This is a genomic window from Paraburkholderia lebeckiae (assembly GCF_050436225.1).
GTDB classification, from domain to species: domain Bacteria; phylum Pseudomonadota; class Gammaproteobacteria; order Burkholderiales; family Burkholderiaceae; genus Paraburkholderia; species Paraburkholderia tuberum.
The window spans coordinates 1,062,007-1,078,250 of the sequence record NZ_JBNDLU010000001.1 but is presented as its reverse complement, the minus strand read 5'-3'; the positions used below and the strand labels follow the sequence as shown (position 1 = coordinate 1,078,250).

The 16,244-nt window shown below is 63.1% G+C and carries 13 protein-coding genes; 4 read left to right on the top strand and 9 right to left on the bottom strand.

From position 1 onward, the window contains the following. Window positions 1-32: 32 nt before the first annotated feature. Entirely contained in the window at window positions 33-1,391 is a 1,359-nt protein-coding gene (locus OKW45_RS05125) for an MFS transporter (RefSeq protein ID WP_429466359.1), read from the top strand. A 184-nt stretch (window positions 1,392-1,575) separates the two neighbouring features. Beyond that, window positions 1,576-2,319, top strand: coding sequence for a FadR/GntR family transcriptional regulator (locus tag OKW45_RS05120; protein ID WP_018420817.1), 744 nt, complete (start codon window positions 1,576-1,578; stop codon window positions 2,317-2,319). Between the two features lie 141 nt (window positions 2,320-2,460). Here the strand turns inward: OKW45_RS05120 and OKW45_RS05115 are convergent, their stop codons facing one another. Then, on the bottom strand, window positions 2,461-4,044 hold the full coding sequence (locus OKW45_RS05115; RefSeq protein WP_429466357.1) for an aldehyde dehydrogenase (NADP(+)): 1,584 nt from the start codon (window positions 4,042-4,044) through the stop codon (window positions 2,461-2,463). A gap of 232 nt (window positions 4,045-4,276) precedes the next feature. Here OKW45_RS05115 and garL point away from each other — a divergent pair, with 232 nt between their 5' ends. Continuing rightward, entirely contained in the window at window positions 4,277-5,077 is an 801-nt protein-coding gene (garL, locus tag OKW45_RS05110) for a 2-dehydro-3-deoxyglucarate aldolase (RefSeq protein WP_429466355.1), read from the top strand. Next, the gene (locus OKW45_RS05105) at window positions 5,074-6,003 is read left to right on the top strand and encodes a 2-hydroxy-3-oxopropionate reductase (protein ID WP_429466353.1); all 930 of its coding nucleotides are present in this window, start codon (window positions 5,074-5,076) and stop codon (window positions 6,001-6,003) included. Before garL ends, OKW45_RS05105 begins: the two co-directional genes overlap by 4 nt. 1,715 nt (window positions 6,004-7,718) lie before the next feature. Here the strand turns inward: OKW45_RS05105 and OKW45_RS05100 are convergent. From OKW45_RS05100 to OKW45_RS05065, 8 genes are all read right to left on the bottom strand, one after another. Then, window positions 7,719-8,474: an alpha/beta fold hydrolase gene (locus tag OKW45_RS05100; RefSeq protein WP_429466351.1), complete on the bottom strand. Its 756-nt coding sequence runs from the start codon at window positions 8,472-8,474 to the stop codon at window positions 7,719-7,721. 63 nt (window positions 8,475-8,537) lie between these two features. Next, window positions 8,538-9,740 carry an MFS transporter gene (locus OKW45_RS05095; protein WP_429466349.1) on the bottom strand — a complete coding sequence of 401 codons (1,203 nt, stop codon included), beginning with the start codon at window positions 9,738-9,740 and terminating at the stop codon, window positions 8,538-8,540. A gap of 23 nt (window positions 9,741-9,763) precedes the next feature. Then, entirely contained in the window at window positions 9,764-11,113 is a 1,350-nt protein-coding gene (locus OKW45_RS05090) for an ATP-grasp domain-containing protein (RefSeq protein ID WP_429466347.1), read from the bottom strand. A gap of 78 nt (window positions 11,114-11,191) precedes the next feature. Beyond that, window positions 11,192-12,745, bottom strand: coding sequence for a carbamoyltransferase C-terminal domain-containing protein (locus tag OKW45_RS05085; RefSeq protein ID WP_429469256.1), 1,554 nt, complete (start codon window positions 12,743-12,745; stop codon window positions 11,192-11,194). A 267-nt stretch (window positions 12,746-13,012) separates the two neighbouring features. Next, the gene (locus OKW45_RS05080) at window positions 13,013-13,444 is read right to left on the bottom strand and encodes an SGNH/GDSL hydrolase family protein (protein WP_429466345.1); all 432 of its coding nucleotides are present in this window, start codon (window positions 13,442-13,444) and stop codon (window positions 13,013-13,015) included. Continuing rightward, the gene (locus tag OKW45_RS05075; RefSeq protein WP_429466343.1) at window positions 13,441-14,106 is read right to left on the bottom strand and encodes a hypothetical protein; all 666 of its coding nucleotides are present in this window, start codon (window positions 14,104-14,106) and stop codon (window positions 13,441-13,443) included. Before OKW45_RS05075 ends, OKW45_RS05080 begins: the two co-directional genes overlap by 4 nt. A 20-nt stretch (window positions 14,107-14,126) precedes the next feature. Continuing rightward, the gene (locus tag OKW45_RS05070; RefSeq protein WP_429466341.1) at window positions 14,127-14,348 is read right to left on the bottom strand and encodes a hypothetical protein; all 222 of its coding nucleotides are present in this window, start codon (window positions 14,346-14,348) and stop codon (window positions 14,127-14,129) included. 51 nt (window positions 14,349-14,399) lie between these two features. After that, window positions 14,400-16,241 carry a carbamoyltransferase family protein gene (locus tag OKW45_RS05065; protein ID WP_429466339.1) on the bottom strand — a complete coding sequence of 614 codons (1,842 nt, stop codon included), beginning with the start codon at window positions 16,239-16,241 and terminating at the stop codon, window positions 14,400-14,402. Window positions 16,242-16,244: the final 3 nt, after the last annotated feature.

The following is a 16,244-nucleotide window of genomic DNA, read 5'->3' as shown; positions in this document are numbered from 1 at the left end:
CACACCTCGCCCGACAATACAGGAGATGACCCATGGACTTGAGCCGCATGGCCAGTTCCACCGACGCCGCTTCTAGCGCGGCACGCACCAAGGTCCGCTACGGGATCCTGCTGCTGATTTTCGTGATCACCACCCTCAACTATGCCGACCGCGCGACGCTGTCTGTCACCGGTTCCGCGATGCGCACCGAGTTCAGCTTCGACGCGATCCGCATGGGCTATATCTTTTCCGCATTCAGCTGGGCCTACGTGCTGTCGCAACTGCCGGCCGGCTGGCTGCTCGACCGTTTCGGCGCTCGCCGCGTATACGCGGCGAGCATCTTCTCGTGGTCGCTGTTCACGCTGCTGCAGAGCTCGGTCGGCCTGCTCGGCAGCGCCGGTGCGGCGATCACCGCGCTGTTCGTACTGCGCTTCGTGATGGGGGCGGCCGAGTCGCCGGCGTTTCCGGCGAACGCGAAGGTCGTCGCGAGCTGGTTCCCGACCAACGAGCGCGGCACCGCGTCGGCGATCTTCAACGCCGCGCAATACTTCGCCGCGGTCGTGTTCACGCCGCTGATGGCGTGGCTCACGCACGCGTTCGGCTGGCAGATGGTCTACGTCGTGATGGGCGTGGTCGGGCTGCTGCTCGCGCTGACGTGGCTGAAGGTCATGAAGAATCCCGCCGACCATCCGCGCGTGTCGCGCGCCGAGCTCGAGTACATCGAGCAAGGCGGCGGACTCGTCAACGGTGCGCGCAAGACGGGCCCGGACGACGTGTCGAAGGCCGGCGGCTGGACGCTCGTGCGTCAGTTGCTCGGCAACCGCATGCTGCTCGGCGTCTATCTCGCGCAGTACTGCATCAACGTGCTGACCTACTTCTTCCTGACGTGGTTTCCGATCTACCTCGTGCAGGCGCGCGGCATGACGATCCTGCACGCGGGCCTCGTGGCCTCGCTTCCGGCGATCTGCGGTTTTCTCGGCGGCGTGCTCGGCGGCGTGCTGTCGGACGGGCTGATTCGCCGCGGCTGTTCGCTGACGGTCGCACGCAAGGTGCCGATCGTCGGCGGCATGCTGCTGTCGACCTGCATCATCGGCTGCAACTACGTGTCGACCGACTGGGTCGTCGTCGCGCTGATGTCGCTCGCGTTCTTCGGCAAGGGCATCGGCGCGCTCGGCTGGGCCGTCGTCGCCGATACGTCGCCGAAGGAAGCGCTCGGCCTGTCCGGCGCGATCTTCAACATGTTCGGCAACGTCGCCGGCATCGTGACGCCGATCGTGATCGGCTATCTCGTCGCGCGCACGGGCTCGTTCAATGGCGCACTGGTGTTCGTCGGCGCGAACGCGCTGCTGACGGTGATCAGCTATCTGGTGATCGTCAAGGATATCCGGCGGGTCGAGTTGCGCCCGGCGTGAGCCCGTTATAGGCTTGGTTATCGTCGTGGTTATCGTACTTCCGGCCGGCCGACCCGGCGCCTCGCGCAATCTATCAGCGCCGAGGCGCCAAACTTCGGGCCTGCGCTTATATAATCAGTCGTCAGACGACGATATAATAAAAATGCACGATCCCCAGCGATCTTTCAAACAAGGAGCGTTTTCGATGGCTACACCACTAGCATCCGCGGCACCGCCACGACGCGCTCGCAATCTTGCCGAGTTCGTCGTCAACTACGTCACCGAGCAGATCGCGGCCAACCTGCTGAAGCCGGGCGACAAACTCCCCACCGAATCGCAGCTGATGAACACACTCAGCGTGAGCCGCACGGTGATTCGCGAGGCGATCTCGCGCCTGCAGGCAGGCAAGGTCATCGAGACGCGGCACGGCATCGGCAGCTTCGTGCTCGAGCCGCAGCGCGAAAAACTCGGCATCGACATGGTGCCCGCCACCACGCTGCGCGACGTCCTGTCCATTCTGGAGCTGCGCATCAGCCTCGAAACCGAATGCGCCGGTCTCGCCGCGCAACGCGCGAAACCGGACGACCTCGCGCGCATGCGCGCCGCGCTGGACGCGATCGAGGCCACGCGCCACAACGGGCTCGACAGCGTGCAGGCCGACCTGCAGTTCCACATCTCGGTCGCACGCGCAACCGGCAACCGCTATTTCGTCGACATCCTGTCGCAAATGGGCAGCGCGTTGATTCCGCGCAACCGGCTCGACTCGGCCGGCATCGCGCGCGCCGATCCTGATGCGTATCTGTCGCTCGTGAACCTCGAGCATGCAAGCATCCTCGAGGCGATCAGCCGGCACGACGCCGAAGGCGCACGCGCCGCGATGCGCATGCATCTGTCGAATAGCCGCGAGCGGCTGCGTCGCGCGAATGAAGCGAGCGAAGCGAACAGCTGATTCTCACGAAGCTCGCGGGCGAAAAAATGGCCGGGAATCTCCCGGCCATTTTTTTATCTTGCGATTGCGTCCGCACTTCCCTTCGATCCGCGCCCGGCCAACCGGCCCGGGCGCGCATCCGTTCAGGACGGCCTCACGCGATTAACCGCGCGTGAGTTCGCCATCGCGACGACGCCACAGTTCCAGCGGATTGCCGTCGGCCAGCGTTTGCGGCAGCAGCTCGGCCGGGAAGTCCTGGTAGCAGACCGGACGCAGGAAGCGGTCGATCGACGTGGTGCCGACCGAGGTCGCGCGGCTATCCGACGTTGCCGGGAACGGGCCGCCGTGGACCATCGCGTGGCACACTTCGACGCCGGTCGGGAAGCCGTTGACCAGAATCCGGCCGGCCTTGCGTTCGAGAATCGGCACCAGCTTCTTCGCAGCCGCCACGTCGGCGCTGTCCATCTGCAGCGTCGCGGTCAGCTGGCCGGCGAAGTGTTCGGCGACCTTCAGCATTTCCTGCTCGTCCTTGCAGCGGATGATCGTCGACACCGGGCCGAACACTTCGTCTTCGAGCGCCGGGTTCGCGAGGAACGTCTGCGCGTCGGTCACGAACAGCGTCGCGCAAGCCTGGGTCGGGCCGGTTGCGGCGACGCCGCGTGCCACGACTTCGACACCCTTCGTTGCGGCCAGCTTGCCTTCGCCGTCTTCATACGCGGCGTGAATGCCCGAGGTCAGCATGGTCTGCGCCGGCTTCGCCGCGAGCGCTTCCGATGCCGTCGCGACGAAGCCCTTCAGCGCGTCGCTGTCGACCGCGACGGCGAGGCCCGGGTTCGTGCAGAACTGGCCCGCGCCGAGCACGAGCGAGTCGACGAAACCGCGCGCGATGCTGTCGCCGCGTGCTGCAAGAGCGTTGGGCAGCAGGAACACCGGGTTGATGCTGCTCATTTCCGCGTACACCGGGATCGGCTCCGGACGTGCCGCCGCGACGCGCATCAGCGAGGTACCGCCCGCGCGCGAACCGGTGAAGCCGACCGCCTTGATGGCCGGGTGCGCAACCAGCGCCTCGCCGACCGAGTTACCCGCGCCGACGATCATCGAGAACACGCCCTCGGGCAGATCCATTTCCTGCGCGACGCGCTGGATCACGCGACCGACCAGCTCCGACGTGCCGAGGTGAGCGCGATGCGCCTTCACGACGACCGGGCAGCCAGCAGCCAGCGCCGCGGCGGTGTCGCCACCCGCCACCGAGAACGCGAGCGGGAAGTTGCTCGCGCCGAACACCGCGACAGGGCCGAGCGCGATCTTCTGCATGCGCAGATCCGAGCGCGGCAGCGGCTTGCGCTCCGGCAGCGGCGAATCGAGCGTAGCGTTGAGCCACTGGCCCGCGCGCACCGTCTGCGCGAATAGCTTCAGCTGGCCGGTGGTGCGGCCGCGCTCGCCTTCCAGACGCGCCTTCGGCAGTCCCGATTCAGCCTGCGCGCGCTCGATCAGCTCGTCGCCGAGCGCGGTGATGCCGTCAGCGATACGGTCCAGGAACTCGGCGCGCACTGCGAGCGGCAGTTGACGGTAGGCGTCGAACGCCTGTCGCGCGAGCGCGCAGGCCTGCTCGACGTTCTCGACGGTGCCGCTGCCGAACACCGGCTCGGCAATCTCGGAACCCGTGGCAGGATTGAACGCGCGCAGCGGTTTTTCTTCGCCGCGCACGGCTTTGCGACCGATCAGCATTTCGCCGGTAATAGGCATTTTTGGCTTTCCTTTATAAAGGCTAAAGATATAAGTCATCCTACAACACCATGGGGGCCTTATGCAACCCGAAACGCTTGTCTGACAGGGGCATACGGGTATACTCGCCCGTTACAACTGCGCCGTGCGGTGCTAATCTGGCCTAGTCATACGACGACTTATAACTCGCATTTTGCGAGGCTGAGCATTGTCGCAGCTTTTCCCGATCCATCGCCGTTCGAGGAGACACCGTATGCCCGCCGTCACGCCTTACGAATCGTTGCCCAATCGCTTCCGGCGCGCGGTGCGCGAGGGAAAAACCCAGATCGGCTGCTGGGCGTCGCTCGCCAGCCCGATCGCCACTGAATTGCTGGGCACGGTCGGCTTCGACTGGATGCTGCTGGACGCCGAACACGCGCCCAACGACGTGCTCACGCTGATCCCGCAGTTGATGGCGCTCAAGGACAGCGGCAGCGCACCGGTCGTCCGACCACCGGCCAACGACAGCGTCGTGATCAAACGTTTTCTCGACAGCGGCTTCTCGAACTTCCTCGTGCCCTTCGTCGACAGCGCCGACGACGCGGCCCGCGCGGTCGCGTCGACGCGCTATCCGCCGCAGGGCATTCGCGGCGTGTCGGTCGGCCATCGCGGCAACCGCTATGGCACCGTGCCCGACTACTTCGCGATCGCCAACGACAACGTCTGCGTGATCCCGCAGATCGAAAGCCGCAGGGCGGTCGAGAATATCGACAGCATCCTCGCGGTGGACGGCATCGACGCGGTCTTCATCGGTCCGTCAGACCTCGCGGCGTCGTATGGCCGCCTCGGCAACGCGAGCCATCCGGACGTGCAGCAGGCGATCGCGCATGTGTTCGCGCGCGCGCAGGCGGCCGGCAAGTCGAGCGGCATTCTCGCGCCGGTGCAGGCCGATGCGGAACGGTATCTGTCGATGGGCGCGCGCGTCGTCGCCGTCTGCGCGGATCTCGGGTTGCTCAAGGGCGCCGCGCAGGCGGCACAGAAACACTTCATGCAGAAACCGGCGGGCGAGGCTTGAACGCGGCCGCCACGACATCTTCGGAGCATTCCATGCAAAAAGCAGGCTTTATCGGACTCGGCATCATGGGCAAGCCCATGGCCGCCAACCTTCTGAAAAACGGCGTCTCGCTCGCCGCCTTTACGCGTAGCGGCGTGCCCGCCGAGCTCACGCAGGCCGGCGCCGTCGCATCCGACAACCCCGCCGCGGTCGCCGCCGACGCGGACGTGATCTTCATCATGGTGCCTGACACGCCGGACGTCGAACGCGTGCTGTTCGGCGAGAACGGCCTCGCGAGCGCGCTGCGCGCCGGCCAGACCGTCGTCGACATGAGCTCGATCTCGCCGATGGCGACCCGCGATTTCGCGGCGCGCGTGCGCGAAACCGGTGCCGATTATCTCGACGCGCCGGTGTCGGGCGGCGAGGTCGGCGCGAAGGCCGGCTCGCTGACCATCATGGTCGGCGGCGAACAGGCCACGTTCGACAGCGTGAAGCCCCTGTTCGACATGATGGGCAAGAACGTCACGCTGATCGGTGCGGTCGGCGCGGGCCAGGTGTGCAAGGTCGCCAACCAGGTGATCGTCGCGGCGACCATCGAGGCGGTCGGCGAAGCGCTGCTGCTCGCGTCGAAGGCGGGTGTCGATGCGGCGCGCGTGCGTGAGGCGCTGATGGGCGGCTTCGCATCGTCGCGCATTCTCGAAGTGCATGGCGAGCGCATGACCAGGCGCACGTTCGATCCGGGCTTCCGCATCGAACTGCACCAGAAGGACCTGAACCTCGCGCTGTCGACCGCGCAGGCGCTCGGCGTGTCGCTGCCGAACACCGCCACCTGCCAGGCGCTGTTCAACGCGTGCGTCGCGCACGGCGGCAAGGCGTGGGACCACTCGGCGATGGTGCGCGCGCTCGAAGTGCTCGCGAATCACGAGATCGGTCAGAAGAGCGCGTAAGCGCGCTGTCGCACGGCGCCACTTCGCAGTTGCGATCGGGTTTTCCGTCTGTCCGCATGTGACCGATGGCCGGCTCGATCGCAATTCGTCGTCTGATCAAGAGCGACGCTCATTTCGCGGCATCGCTCTGAATTGCCGCCTGACCCAGCGCTTCGGACCAGCGTAGGACCATCAACGCGTGAGCATGGCTCGCGACCTTTAGTCTCCCCTCAGTAACGGCAGTTGCTTTCGCAATTCCATTGCGAGCTACTCGCCGATCTTGCGTCTGTGCGCAGCACACGGCTTAGGTAGTGGCCGCGCTGCCATGGCATTCGCCTCCATGCCCTTGTGCCATCCAATCCGACTAACGTCCGATCGGGCGAACCATCGGGGACGCAAGAATCATCCTTCGCCCATTCCCTCTCTCTGTACCCGGCAAACTGGCGACATGCCGTACGTCCGAAGCGACTGGCCGCATTTCGGAGATGATTTTCTGGTATACGAACACCTTCTGAAGCGTGTCGGGGCTGGACTGTTCGGAGATACGCGCCAAATTACCCCCATATGCCTGAACGGAGCGAATCGCGACAATGGAGTTGTCGTCCGCACCCGGGACATTGACGCAGATCAGGCGGCAACACTCGGCTGATCGGTCAGCTGGTATGGCTTCTCGCGGACATGCGCACCAGACGATACGCCATCCATGCCAGCCGTTGGTCTGACGGGTTGGCTTGCCCACACACCGCACCGGCCCGTCGACGTTGAACTTGGTGGCTGGCGGGAGCAGATGTTCGTCTCGCTATCGGGAGACCTGGTGACATCGGCTTGGGCATGGTCACGCATAGCGCTATTCATGCAAGCCAAAGGAAAATATCTGCTGAACGGACGACTCGCACGCCCTTCTGAACTGGCGCAGTTGCGTTGGCATCCGGACAAGCTTACAAAGGCATAGCTGGCGTACTCGGCCGCTATGCCAACCGAATGCGGTGCATACGTGACCCGTGATGCCCTTGGCCGATCGATACGGCGGGATCTGTAGGAACGCGTTTTTCAAACACCTCGTTAAGCACTGCTTCGGCAAATACAGGTCGTTGCGCAGCTTCCGGTGGTGGGTCAAGATCACGGATAGACTACCGTCGTCGTCCCGTCTTCGACCAGCTCCGTCAAGCGCCCTCGCGCCGACGATGGGCTTGGTCTGGCAGTTGCGCTAGCACGACCCTGCACGTTTCGTGATTTGCCGGCGCGCTGCGCATTTCGTCTGCCCGTCCGCAAGCGAGGCTCGACGCCGTCTGACGTCTCGCAGCACGATCGTCCATCACAGCCCATTTTTCACACGCCATTCTCCATCGATCATCACGTGATGCGGCCGCCGCGCCGCGATCAGATCGAGCTCAGTCCGCAGCACGCTCGCTGCCGTATCCATAGTCTCGCGCCACCCGGCAGATCCGTGCCCGGTCTATGCTGTACCGGACGTCGCGTCCAAGCCACTGTGCCGCCAGATGTGTGGCATCCGCCTTCCACGCTGCGACGGCCCTGGGGCTCGTCCGGCACGCTACGATATCGCCGAAATCCTCCCCTACCAATTCGACAACGAGATACCCAAGCTGTCGTGTCGCGAGACCGGACATCGACGATCATCGCCTGACAGCCCAGATCGCCTTCCGTACCCACCGAGGTGAAAATAACGGCGTAGTACGGAACCGCGCCTGTTTCCGCAAACGACATGGCGCCTCCGGTCAGGCCGCGATCTGGGCGACCATCCCGCTGACGATTCGGCAGAACCCGTCGGGCTCCTCGAGCATCATCATGTGGCCGACTTCCGGCTGGACCACGTAGGACAGCGCCGCAGCGTGCGCCCAGTCCGGCGCGTCCCATCCAGCCGCCGACCTTTCGCCAGCGAGCATGAAGAGGGGAGTGCCCCGCTCGACGACCGTGCGAATGCGCGAAAGGAAATCGGGCGCGCCGGTTTCCGCCACCACCGCGCGCGCCATTGCCTGAATCGTTTCGCGCGGTTGGTTCGCGAGTGCGGTGCGTGCCCACTCGAGACGCTGCTGCGTGACGGCAATGCCGCCGTTCTTCAGCCAGCCCTCCGGATCGGCGACGAGGCGCGCGTGCTCCGCCTGCAACGCGGTGGCGTCCAGACCGGCGATTTTCCGACACCAGAATGCGTCGTTGAGCGTGAAATTCCCTTCGACATTTATCACCCCGCACACAAGGTCGGGCGCGGACGCGGCAACGAGCATTGCGACTGCGCCGCCTACACTGTGTCCAAGCAGGACACTCGGTGCGCCGACGTGCTCTTGCACATAGCGGATCACATGCGCCGCCTGGCCTGCCAGTGTGATCGGCTCGACCGCGCTGTCTTTCAGCGCGCCGTAGCCAACCAGATCGGGGGTATGAACATCGACGGCGGCAATGCGCCGGTTCGGCGCATAGAAGCTTTGTGACCCAAACAGGCCGTGAATCATGACAAGCGGCATAGCTTTACTCATGGTGTTTCACCTGGCAATGGGAATGCAGCAATGTCCCCGGCAACGACGACGACGTTGTCCACTTCAGCGGCTATAAGCCGATTCGCGCACGGCGCCGATGTCCCGCACTGCGTTCCACGTCATGCTCGCCACGTAGAACACGACGAACGCAAGCGCCGCGACGAACAAACCGTACCCCTGCGCGACCCAACTGCCCGCGAAGCCAGCGACGATCATCCCAAGATAGACGCTCGCGTACTGGAACGTGGCGACGAGCGCCATATGCTCGGGCGGTGTCGCTGCGACGACGTCCGCCTGATGCTTGAAGAACAGCACCTCCCAGAAAAACATGTAGACGAAATAGAGCGTGTAGCTGACCGTTACGTCCCGGAACGCCGCTGATCCCGCCATCGCGCCGAGACATATCACGTTCATTGCGAGCATGGCCACCTTGCCCGGAGTGACACCACGCCGGCTCGCGAACGCAAAGAGCAATGCCGCGATCAGCGCTGACGTTGCGCTGACGATCTGCAGATAGCCGACATAGGTCTGCGACAGGCCAAACACCGACGATGGCAGCGTCACCCGCGACACGTTGAAGAAGCCCTGGTAGACCGACACCAACAGGAAGAACGCGAAGAAGTGACGCTGCAACGCGGGCGATGTCCGCAGCACCTGCACAAGCGTACCGAAAGCGCTGGCCGACACAGCGGGGGTGGGCTGGGCCGGCGCGCCGGGCAACAACACCGCCGCCAGTGCGCCTAGACCATATGCCGCGATCGTGATCGCTCCCGCCATCTCCGACGTGATTTCGCTCTTGTAAAACGACAACGCGACACCCGCAATCGCGCCTGCGATGAACTGCGCGGTCAGCGTGATCGGCAATGCATAACGAATGTCGTCGGTCGAGAAATAGCGCTTGATCGCGACGGTTCGCGCGATTCGCTGCGTCGCGTCGAGGAAACCGATCACTAGGGTGCCGACAACCGCCGCAGCGACAAAGTGGTCGACCAGCGCGTAGGTCGCCGCCCCGACCAGCACGCCCGCGAGGTTGAACCAGACGAGGATAGCCTTCGGGGAGTGCCGGCCTGCTGCCGCGTTGATGACAAGACACAGCAAGACCGGAATCACCATCGGTGCCAGAAGAACCGCCTCGGACAGCAACATCGAGCCGGTCTTCTGATACACAATGTACGACAGATAGACATAACTAAAGACGCTCGCCGCGATGGACGAAAGATTGACAATCCAGAGCAGCAGGCTGACTCGCGAGCGGGTCGGGTTCATTGTGTGGATACTCCGCTCGGTGCTCACGTGTGGTCGGCCAGGCGCGCCTCGAGCCCGTCGATCAGGCTATAGGCTGCACGTTTGAGATCGGCCGGCGTGGCGCTGACAAGGAACGCCTGTCCGGCATAGTTCAGCAATCCGCCTGCACCGTCGTAGGGCGTCATGCGGCTGCCCGGTTCCACCGACTGAGCGGCTTCTATCCTCACGTTGGCGCGCTCGTCGACGAGTGCGCGCCAGTCCACCTGTTCCGGCTTGAAGGTCTTCGCGCCACGCCATGGCGTGCCATTGCTGTCGCAGCCGATCAGCGCGACTGACGCCGCCGCGCAGCGCGGCGGGTTCTGCTCGAACGAAGGAATTGGCCCCCGCTCGCCGAGCATGACGTCGAGGAACAGGTTGATGTAATCGATGCCGAACACCTCATCCACTTCCTTTGCGATCGCGACGCCGCCCATCCGCGCCGCAGTTTCGAGGAACGATACACCGCCGTTCGCCATCAGCTTCATCTCAGTGTGCGTCGCGCAGTTCTCGAAACCGAGCGCGTCGACCGCGGTCCGGACCAGCGCGACGATCTGCTCCTTCCTGTCGCGACTCAGCACGCATGGCGCTACGTTTCCCAGTTCGGTAAACGGCTCGATGGTACGCAGACGGCCTGTCATCGCAAGCGGAAAATACTCGCCGTCGCGCACCAGCCCCTCAACGCTGAGATAATCGCCGTATCCGTCTTCGGCGTACCACGACTCGGTAGTCGACTCGATGATCTCCTCAGCGACCAATTGCGGAAAGCCGGACTGCTCCGAGAACTCATGTTTTCCGGCGCGACGCGCCGCTTCGGTGGCCTCGAGCAGACGCGCGACGGCGCTGTCGAGTTCATACATGCCATGGACGATTTGCTGGCCGATCGAACCTGCGCCATAGGCGAGCTTGATTAGCACCGGAAAGCGCAATTCCGCGACCCGATGCAGGTCGTCGTGCCGCCGGATCGCGCGGAACGCCGGCTGCGGCAGACCAGCTTCCTGCCAGCGCTGGCGCATCAGTGTTTTGTTGCGCGCGAGGTTGATATTCGGGCCTACGCCGCGCACGCCCAGCTGCACCGCGAGCTCCGACACGGACTTTAGCAGGAACTCGGAAAACGTGAACACGACGTCCGGCTTCAGCGCATGCGCGATTTCGGCAACGCGCGCGAAACCGTCGTCCGGCCGCAGCCCGCTGAAATCGTGCAGCGTGGCGCTGTGCTTGCACAGGATCTCGTGGTTGTAGGAGGACGGCTTGCTGACGATGCAGGTATGCACGTCGCCGCGGCTCGCGACTTTCGGGAAGAAGTAATCGAGCGGCGGCCCAGCCGGCGCGTATACGTAGAGAATCTTCTTGGTCATGGTTGCGGAATGCCTCAGGCAAAACGTATGCGATTCGGGAACCCGGTCGGGGCGACCGTCTGGCCGCCCGATGGGAGCTTACTTGCGGATCACACAGAACCGCTCGTCGTAGACGAAGCCGTCGATCCCCGTGGTTTTGCAGTACTGGTAGAGGTCGCTCGTGCGGTTGATGAAGCCAGTGCCGTTGAAGTTCAGCGACGTGTTGCACAGCACGCCCGAACCGGTCTGAGCACGGAACTGCGTGAGCAACTCGTGCATCCGTGGGTTCTGCTGCGCGTTCACGGTCTGCGCACGCGCGGTGCCGTCGACGTGCGTGATAGCAGCTAGTTCGGGATTGCGCACTTTCTGAAAGTACAGCATGTGCGGCGAAGGACCGGTCCAGTCAAAGTGACGCGACACCTCTTCCTCTAGGCAGATCGGTGCCACGGGACGGAACCCCTCGCGCTTCTTGATGCGGTTCAGGCGATCGCATGTCGATCGCGCGAACGGCGCGGCGAGAATCGAGCGGTTGCCGAGCGCGCGCGGGCCGATCTCGCACCGTCCCTGGGTCCACGCGACGATGTTGTCCTGTGCGAGAAAGCCAGCGACGCGCCCAAGATCCAGCGGATAGGTATCGACGTCCGGCATGTCCGGCTGATCATCAATGAACGCACGGTCGCTATAGACGGACCACTCAAGCTTCGCGCGGCCTGTGAACTCCCTCATCGCGTCGACGGCGGTGCCGATCGCGGAGCCCGTGTCGTTCGTGCACGGTGGTACAAATACGTCCTCGAACAGTCCGCTGCTGCGCCACATCGTGTTCCAGTCGCAATTGAGCCCGCATCCTCCGGAAATCAACAGCGGATAGCCATCGGTCAGATGCTCTTTTGCGTACAAATAGAAGCGGTTGAAGATCTCATCAGAGTAACGCTTCGCGAGCCGGGTGAAATCCGGATGCTGCAAGCCGATGTTGTAATACTTCGATTTGCGTAGATCGTCCTTCGACAGCGTCGCGAGGATGCTGTCGCGCTCCAGCAGGAAATCTGTGATCTCGCGCTCGTCGGGCGTCATTTCGCCAGATTTCCCGTACGCACACAGCGCCATCAGTTTGCCCGGGTCCTCGTTGCGCAGCTTGCCCTTCGGCAACGTGAACGTGGGGTCCGCGAGCGCGTACAGAAACGCGTACTTGTTGCCCGGCGTGATCATTACGCGGCCGACGTGATGCACGTCCAGCTTTTCGTCGACCAGATAGAAGTCGCCGAGCGCGCCTTCCCATGCGAGTACATAGCACGGCTTGCCCTGCTCGAAAGGCGACAGGCCATACGCGCACCAGATGTGCGAGCGTTCATGGCTGCTGGTGAAATAGTTTACGTTCGCACCGAACATCGTCGTACGGTGATGTTGGACCGCTCCGCTGCCGTGTCCGTAGTAGCCGGCGCCGATGGGCGCGTTCGCGGCCATCGAGCCCTTGCCCCAACCGCTCACGGCAAATACATCCGGCATCGCGCCAAGTTGCTCGGCAGCAAACACGAACTGCGACGGATTGAACACCTCATAGCGCGGAAAGCTGTCCTTCTCCGGCTCGAACGACCATTCCAGCTTGCCGCTCGCAGCATCGACCAGCGCGATGGCGCCATCATGGCCTGGCTTCATAGCAAAAATCTTCACGGGACTCCTGTCCTTGTTGACATGGGGCGCTCACTGTCCCCGGATGAAATGAGCATCGCGGCGCCCCGTCGGTCGCGGAGGCGCCTCGCCAGCCTGTTCTGTGCGCTCAGCGAAGCGGATAGATCGAACTTTCCTGCTTCTTCTTTCTCTTCCGGAACAGCTTGCGGAACAACGCGGCAATAATCGCGAGCGGGCCAGCCTTCTTCGTCTGCTGTTTCATGAATTCCTCCAGTTGCAACTTCAGGCAAGCCGTTAAAGCACCTTGTTGGCGATCAGGCGCGCTACTTCGTCGTAGCCTTTGTCGTTGAAATGCACGCGGTCGACGAACAGGTAGTCGTCGATGACCGGCGAGTCGCGCAGCAGCACGTTCATGTCCGCAAAACCGATCTTCCGCGTCTCGCAGACCTCGTGTATGCCGTCGGCAAACGGGGCGTGAATCTCCTTGCCGAGGATCCTCGCAAAGAGTCGCCAGAAATTGTTCGGGCAACTGTCAATCGCGTGAAAGATGTCCGCCTCGTCCAACGTCAGGTGATCACGGGTCCAGGACGACATCGGTTGTAAAACGAAACTCAGCTTCGTGCCCGTTCCGGCCAGTAACTGCTGCCACTGCTTCATCGCGTTCGACACGACCCAAGCCGCACGTTTGACCCGCGCATCGGTGTCGGTACCGTCGTCGGTGATCACGACGTCCGCAGGGTTGTCCTCCGCAGCAACCGGTTGATATATCGGGAGATGAAGTTCTTCTCGCGGCCGTCCAGCGTCGACGCGTAAGTTCGCGCGCGCCTTTTCAGGTCATCGTTGTACCGGTTCATGTAGTGCTGGTACTCGAACGAGTAGTAGTAACGTCCGTGGTCGGTGGCGAGTTCGTCGGGCTGCCCTTCGAGCGCGAGTGTATTGATGCCGCTCAACACCACGATGTGATTGATCTGCTCGAAGCGGTGCTGATGCATCATGTACATCAGCACCTCCTGGACCGCGTTATAGCCCCGTCCGCTGAAATTCAACCATGGCTCGCCGGTCCACGCCGCGAGCCGTGAGGCGACGGTATGCGAATCTGCCGTCGCGCCCGTGCCCAGCGCGGTCGAGCCACCGACCAGCAGGTTGACCGGCCGCCCCTTCGGTAGATTGGCCACACTCACGTCGCGGACGTCGTCGAATGTGCTGAGCCGGAAGCCCAAATCGTCCGTGTTGATCACATCCGACCGGTAGTTCTTGTGATGAAAGAACATCGTGTACGGCAACCAGCGCACGCCGAGATACATAAACTCGTCATACTCGCGGATCTGCGGCGTCAACCGGTACACCTCGCGAACCGCCTCGTCGTGCGTCAATGCGCGCCTGTCCATTCAGCCTCCTCGTCTCGATGTCAGGAATTGCGGCTCGTGAACTGCTCTACGCTGCCTTGGTGACGGCGCGCACCGTTCGTCCGGGCGGTCGGAAACAGATGAAAGTAGGTTGACGCTCGTTCGTGCTTGCGCAAACGGAGCTTGTCCGAGACCAGCCGCGCACATGCTCCGACCGGAACGACGAAGATGAAAAACGACAACGTGAGAACGACAAGCAACACAAATCTGAAGACCATTTTCATGGATGTCTCGAGGAATAACAGTGTGTGGATACAGGGCGACGTCGCCCCGGTTCAGTCGAGTGCGAATTCGGTGCGCCAGTCGCCCTCCTCCACCAGTTCCGGCTGATCGGCCTTGCGCAGCACGTAGTTGCCCACCACGAGGTAATCCATCTGTGTGCGCACGAAGCAGAGGTAAGCATTCGACGGCGTCTCGACGATCGGCTCCCCGCGCACGTTGAACGACGTGTTGACGAGGACCGGACAGTTCGTCTGTTGGTGGAACGCTTCGAGAAGCTGCCTGAAGCGCGGATTCGCGTCCTTGTCCACCGTCTGAACGCGCGCCGAGAAATCGACGTGCGTGACGGCAGGAATCGACGAGCGCACGCAGTTAAGCAGATCGATGCCAGTCAGCGTTTGCTGCGACGCGCTGACCGGCTTACGATGCGTGGGCTGGACATCGACGACGAACAGCATGTACGGGCTCGCGCTGTCCAGACTGAACCACTCTTTCGCGTGTTCCTCGAGCACGGCCGGCGCGAACGGACGGAACGACTCGCGGTTTTTGATTTTGAGATTCATCACGCTTTGCATCGCCTGGTTGCGCGGATCGCCGAGAATCGAACGCGCGCCCAGTGCACGTGGCCCAAATTCCATGCGGCCCTGAAACCAACCGACCACATTGCCCTCCGCGAGCAGCCCGGCGACATGAGCCGGCAGAGCTTCGTCGGAGAGCCGCTCGAACACCGCACCGTGGCCGTTGAGAACGACTTCGATCTCCGCATTGCTATACGACGTGCCGAGCAGCGTCGCTTTCATCCGGTCCGTCGATCCGAGAGTACGAGCATGCCCCATCTGCATGTGCCAGCCCGCGAGCGCCGCGCCAAGCGCGCCACCTGCATCGCCGGCGGCGGGCTGCACCCAGATTCGGTCGAAGACCTGCGCCTTGAGCAGCCTACCGTTCGCGACGCAATTCAGCGCGACGCCACCCGCAAGACACAGATTGCGCTGGCCCGTCTGCTTTCGTATCGTGCGGCCGATGCGCAGCATCGCTTCCTCAAGCACACGCTGCACCGACGCGGCGAGATCGAACTCCCGCTTCGTGATGCGGCTCTCGGATTCGCGGCGGGGCCCGCCGAATAGCGTAGCGAACTCGTCGGTGACCATGCAGTTGCCGACTGCGTAGTCAAAGTACTTCATGTTCAGCCAGAAACTACCGTCCGGCTTCAGGTCGATCAGGTTGTCAAGGATCGTCTCGTAGTAGACCGGCTCACCATACGGCGCGAGTCCCATCAACTTGTATTCGCCCGAATCGACCTTAAACCCACAGAAGTAGGTCATCGCCGAGTACAACAGGCCGAGCGAGTGAGGAAAGCGGATCTCCCAGACCGGGTGCAGTGTGTTCCGCTCGCCAACCCACGCGCTGGTGGTCGCCCATTCGCCGACGCCGTCCACGCACAGCACGGCTGCTTCCGGGAACGGACCGGGGAAGAACGCCGCAGATGCATGCGACACATGGTGATCGATGTAATGGACCGCCGGTACACGCGCGGACTCCCCAAAGCCCCTCTCCAGTTCCCGACGAATTAGCTGTTTGACGAACACCTTGCCGGTAATCCAGTTCGGCACGTCCGAAATGAACGACCCGAAGCCGCGCGGACCGAAGGCGAAGTAGGTCGACACGATGCGGCCAAGCTTCTTGACCGGATTCTCGTAGTAGAAGATCGCCGAGACATCCGCGAGCGTGACGCCGGCCTCGCGCAGACAGTAGCGCAGCGCATTCAGCGGAAAGCCCGGATCGTGCCGGACCCGCGTGAAGCGCTCCTCCTGCGCCGCGGCGATGATCTCGCCGTCGCGGACTATCGCAGCCGCGCTATCGTGATAACCGAACGAAACGCCAATGACATATGAACTCACTCT

Bases quoted from the DNA above. Each gene is read 5' to 3' on its own strand.
- OKW45_RS05125 (WP_429466359.1), top strand. From the start codon at position 33: ATGGACTTGAGCCGCATGGCCAGTTCCACCGACGCCGCTTCTAGCGCG.
- OKW45_RS05120 (WP_018420817.1), top strand. From the start codon at position 1,576: ATGGCTACACCACTAGCATCCGCGGCACCGCCACGACGCGCTCGCAAT.
- OKW45_RS05115 (WP_429466357.1), bottom strand. From the start codon at position 4,044: ATGCCTATTACCGGCGAAATGCTGATCGGTCGCAAAGCCGTGCGCGGC.
- garL (WP_429466355.1), top strand. From the start codon at position 4,277: ATGCCCGCCGTCACGCCTTACGAATCGTTGCCCAATCGCTTCCGGCGC.
- OKW45_RS05100 (WP_429466351.1), bottom strand. From the start codon at position 8,474: ATGAGTAAAGCTATGCCGCTTGTCATGATTCACGGCCTGTTTGGGTCA.
- OKW45_RS05095 (WP_429466349.1), bottom strand. From the start codon at position 9,740: ATGAACCCGACCCGCTCGCGAGTCAGCCTGCTGCTCTGGATTGTCAAT.
- OKW45_RS05090 (WP_429466347.1), bottom strand. From the start codon at position 11,113: ATGACCAAGAAGATTCTCTACGTATACGCGCCGGCTGGGCCGCCGCTC.
- OKW45_RS05085 (WP_429469256.1), bottom strand. From the start codon at position 12,745: ATGAAGCCAGGCCATGATGGCGCCATCGCGCTGGTCGATGCTGCGAGC.
- OKW45_RS05075 (WP_429466343.1), bottom strand. From the start codon at position 14,106: ATGGACAGGCGCGCATTGACGCACGACGAGGCGGTTCGCGAGGTGTAC.
- OKW45_RS05070 (WP_429466341.1), bottom strand. From the start codon at position 14,348: ATGAAAATGGTCTTCAGATTTGTGTTGCTTGTCGTTCTCACGTTGTCG.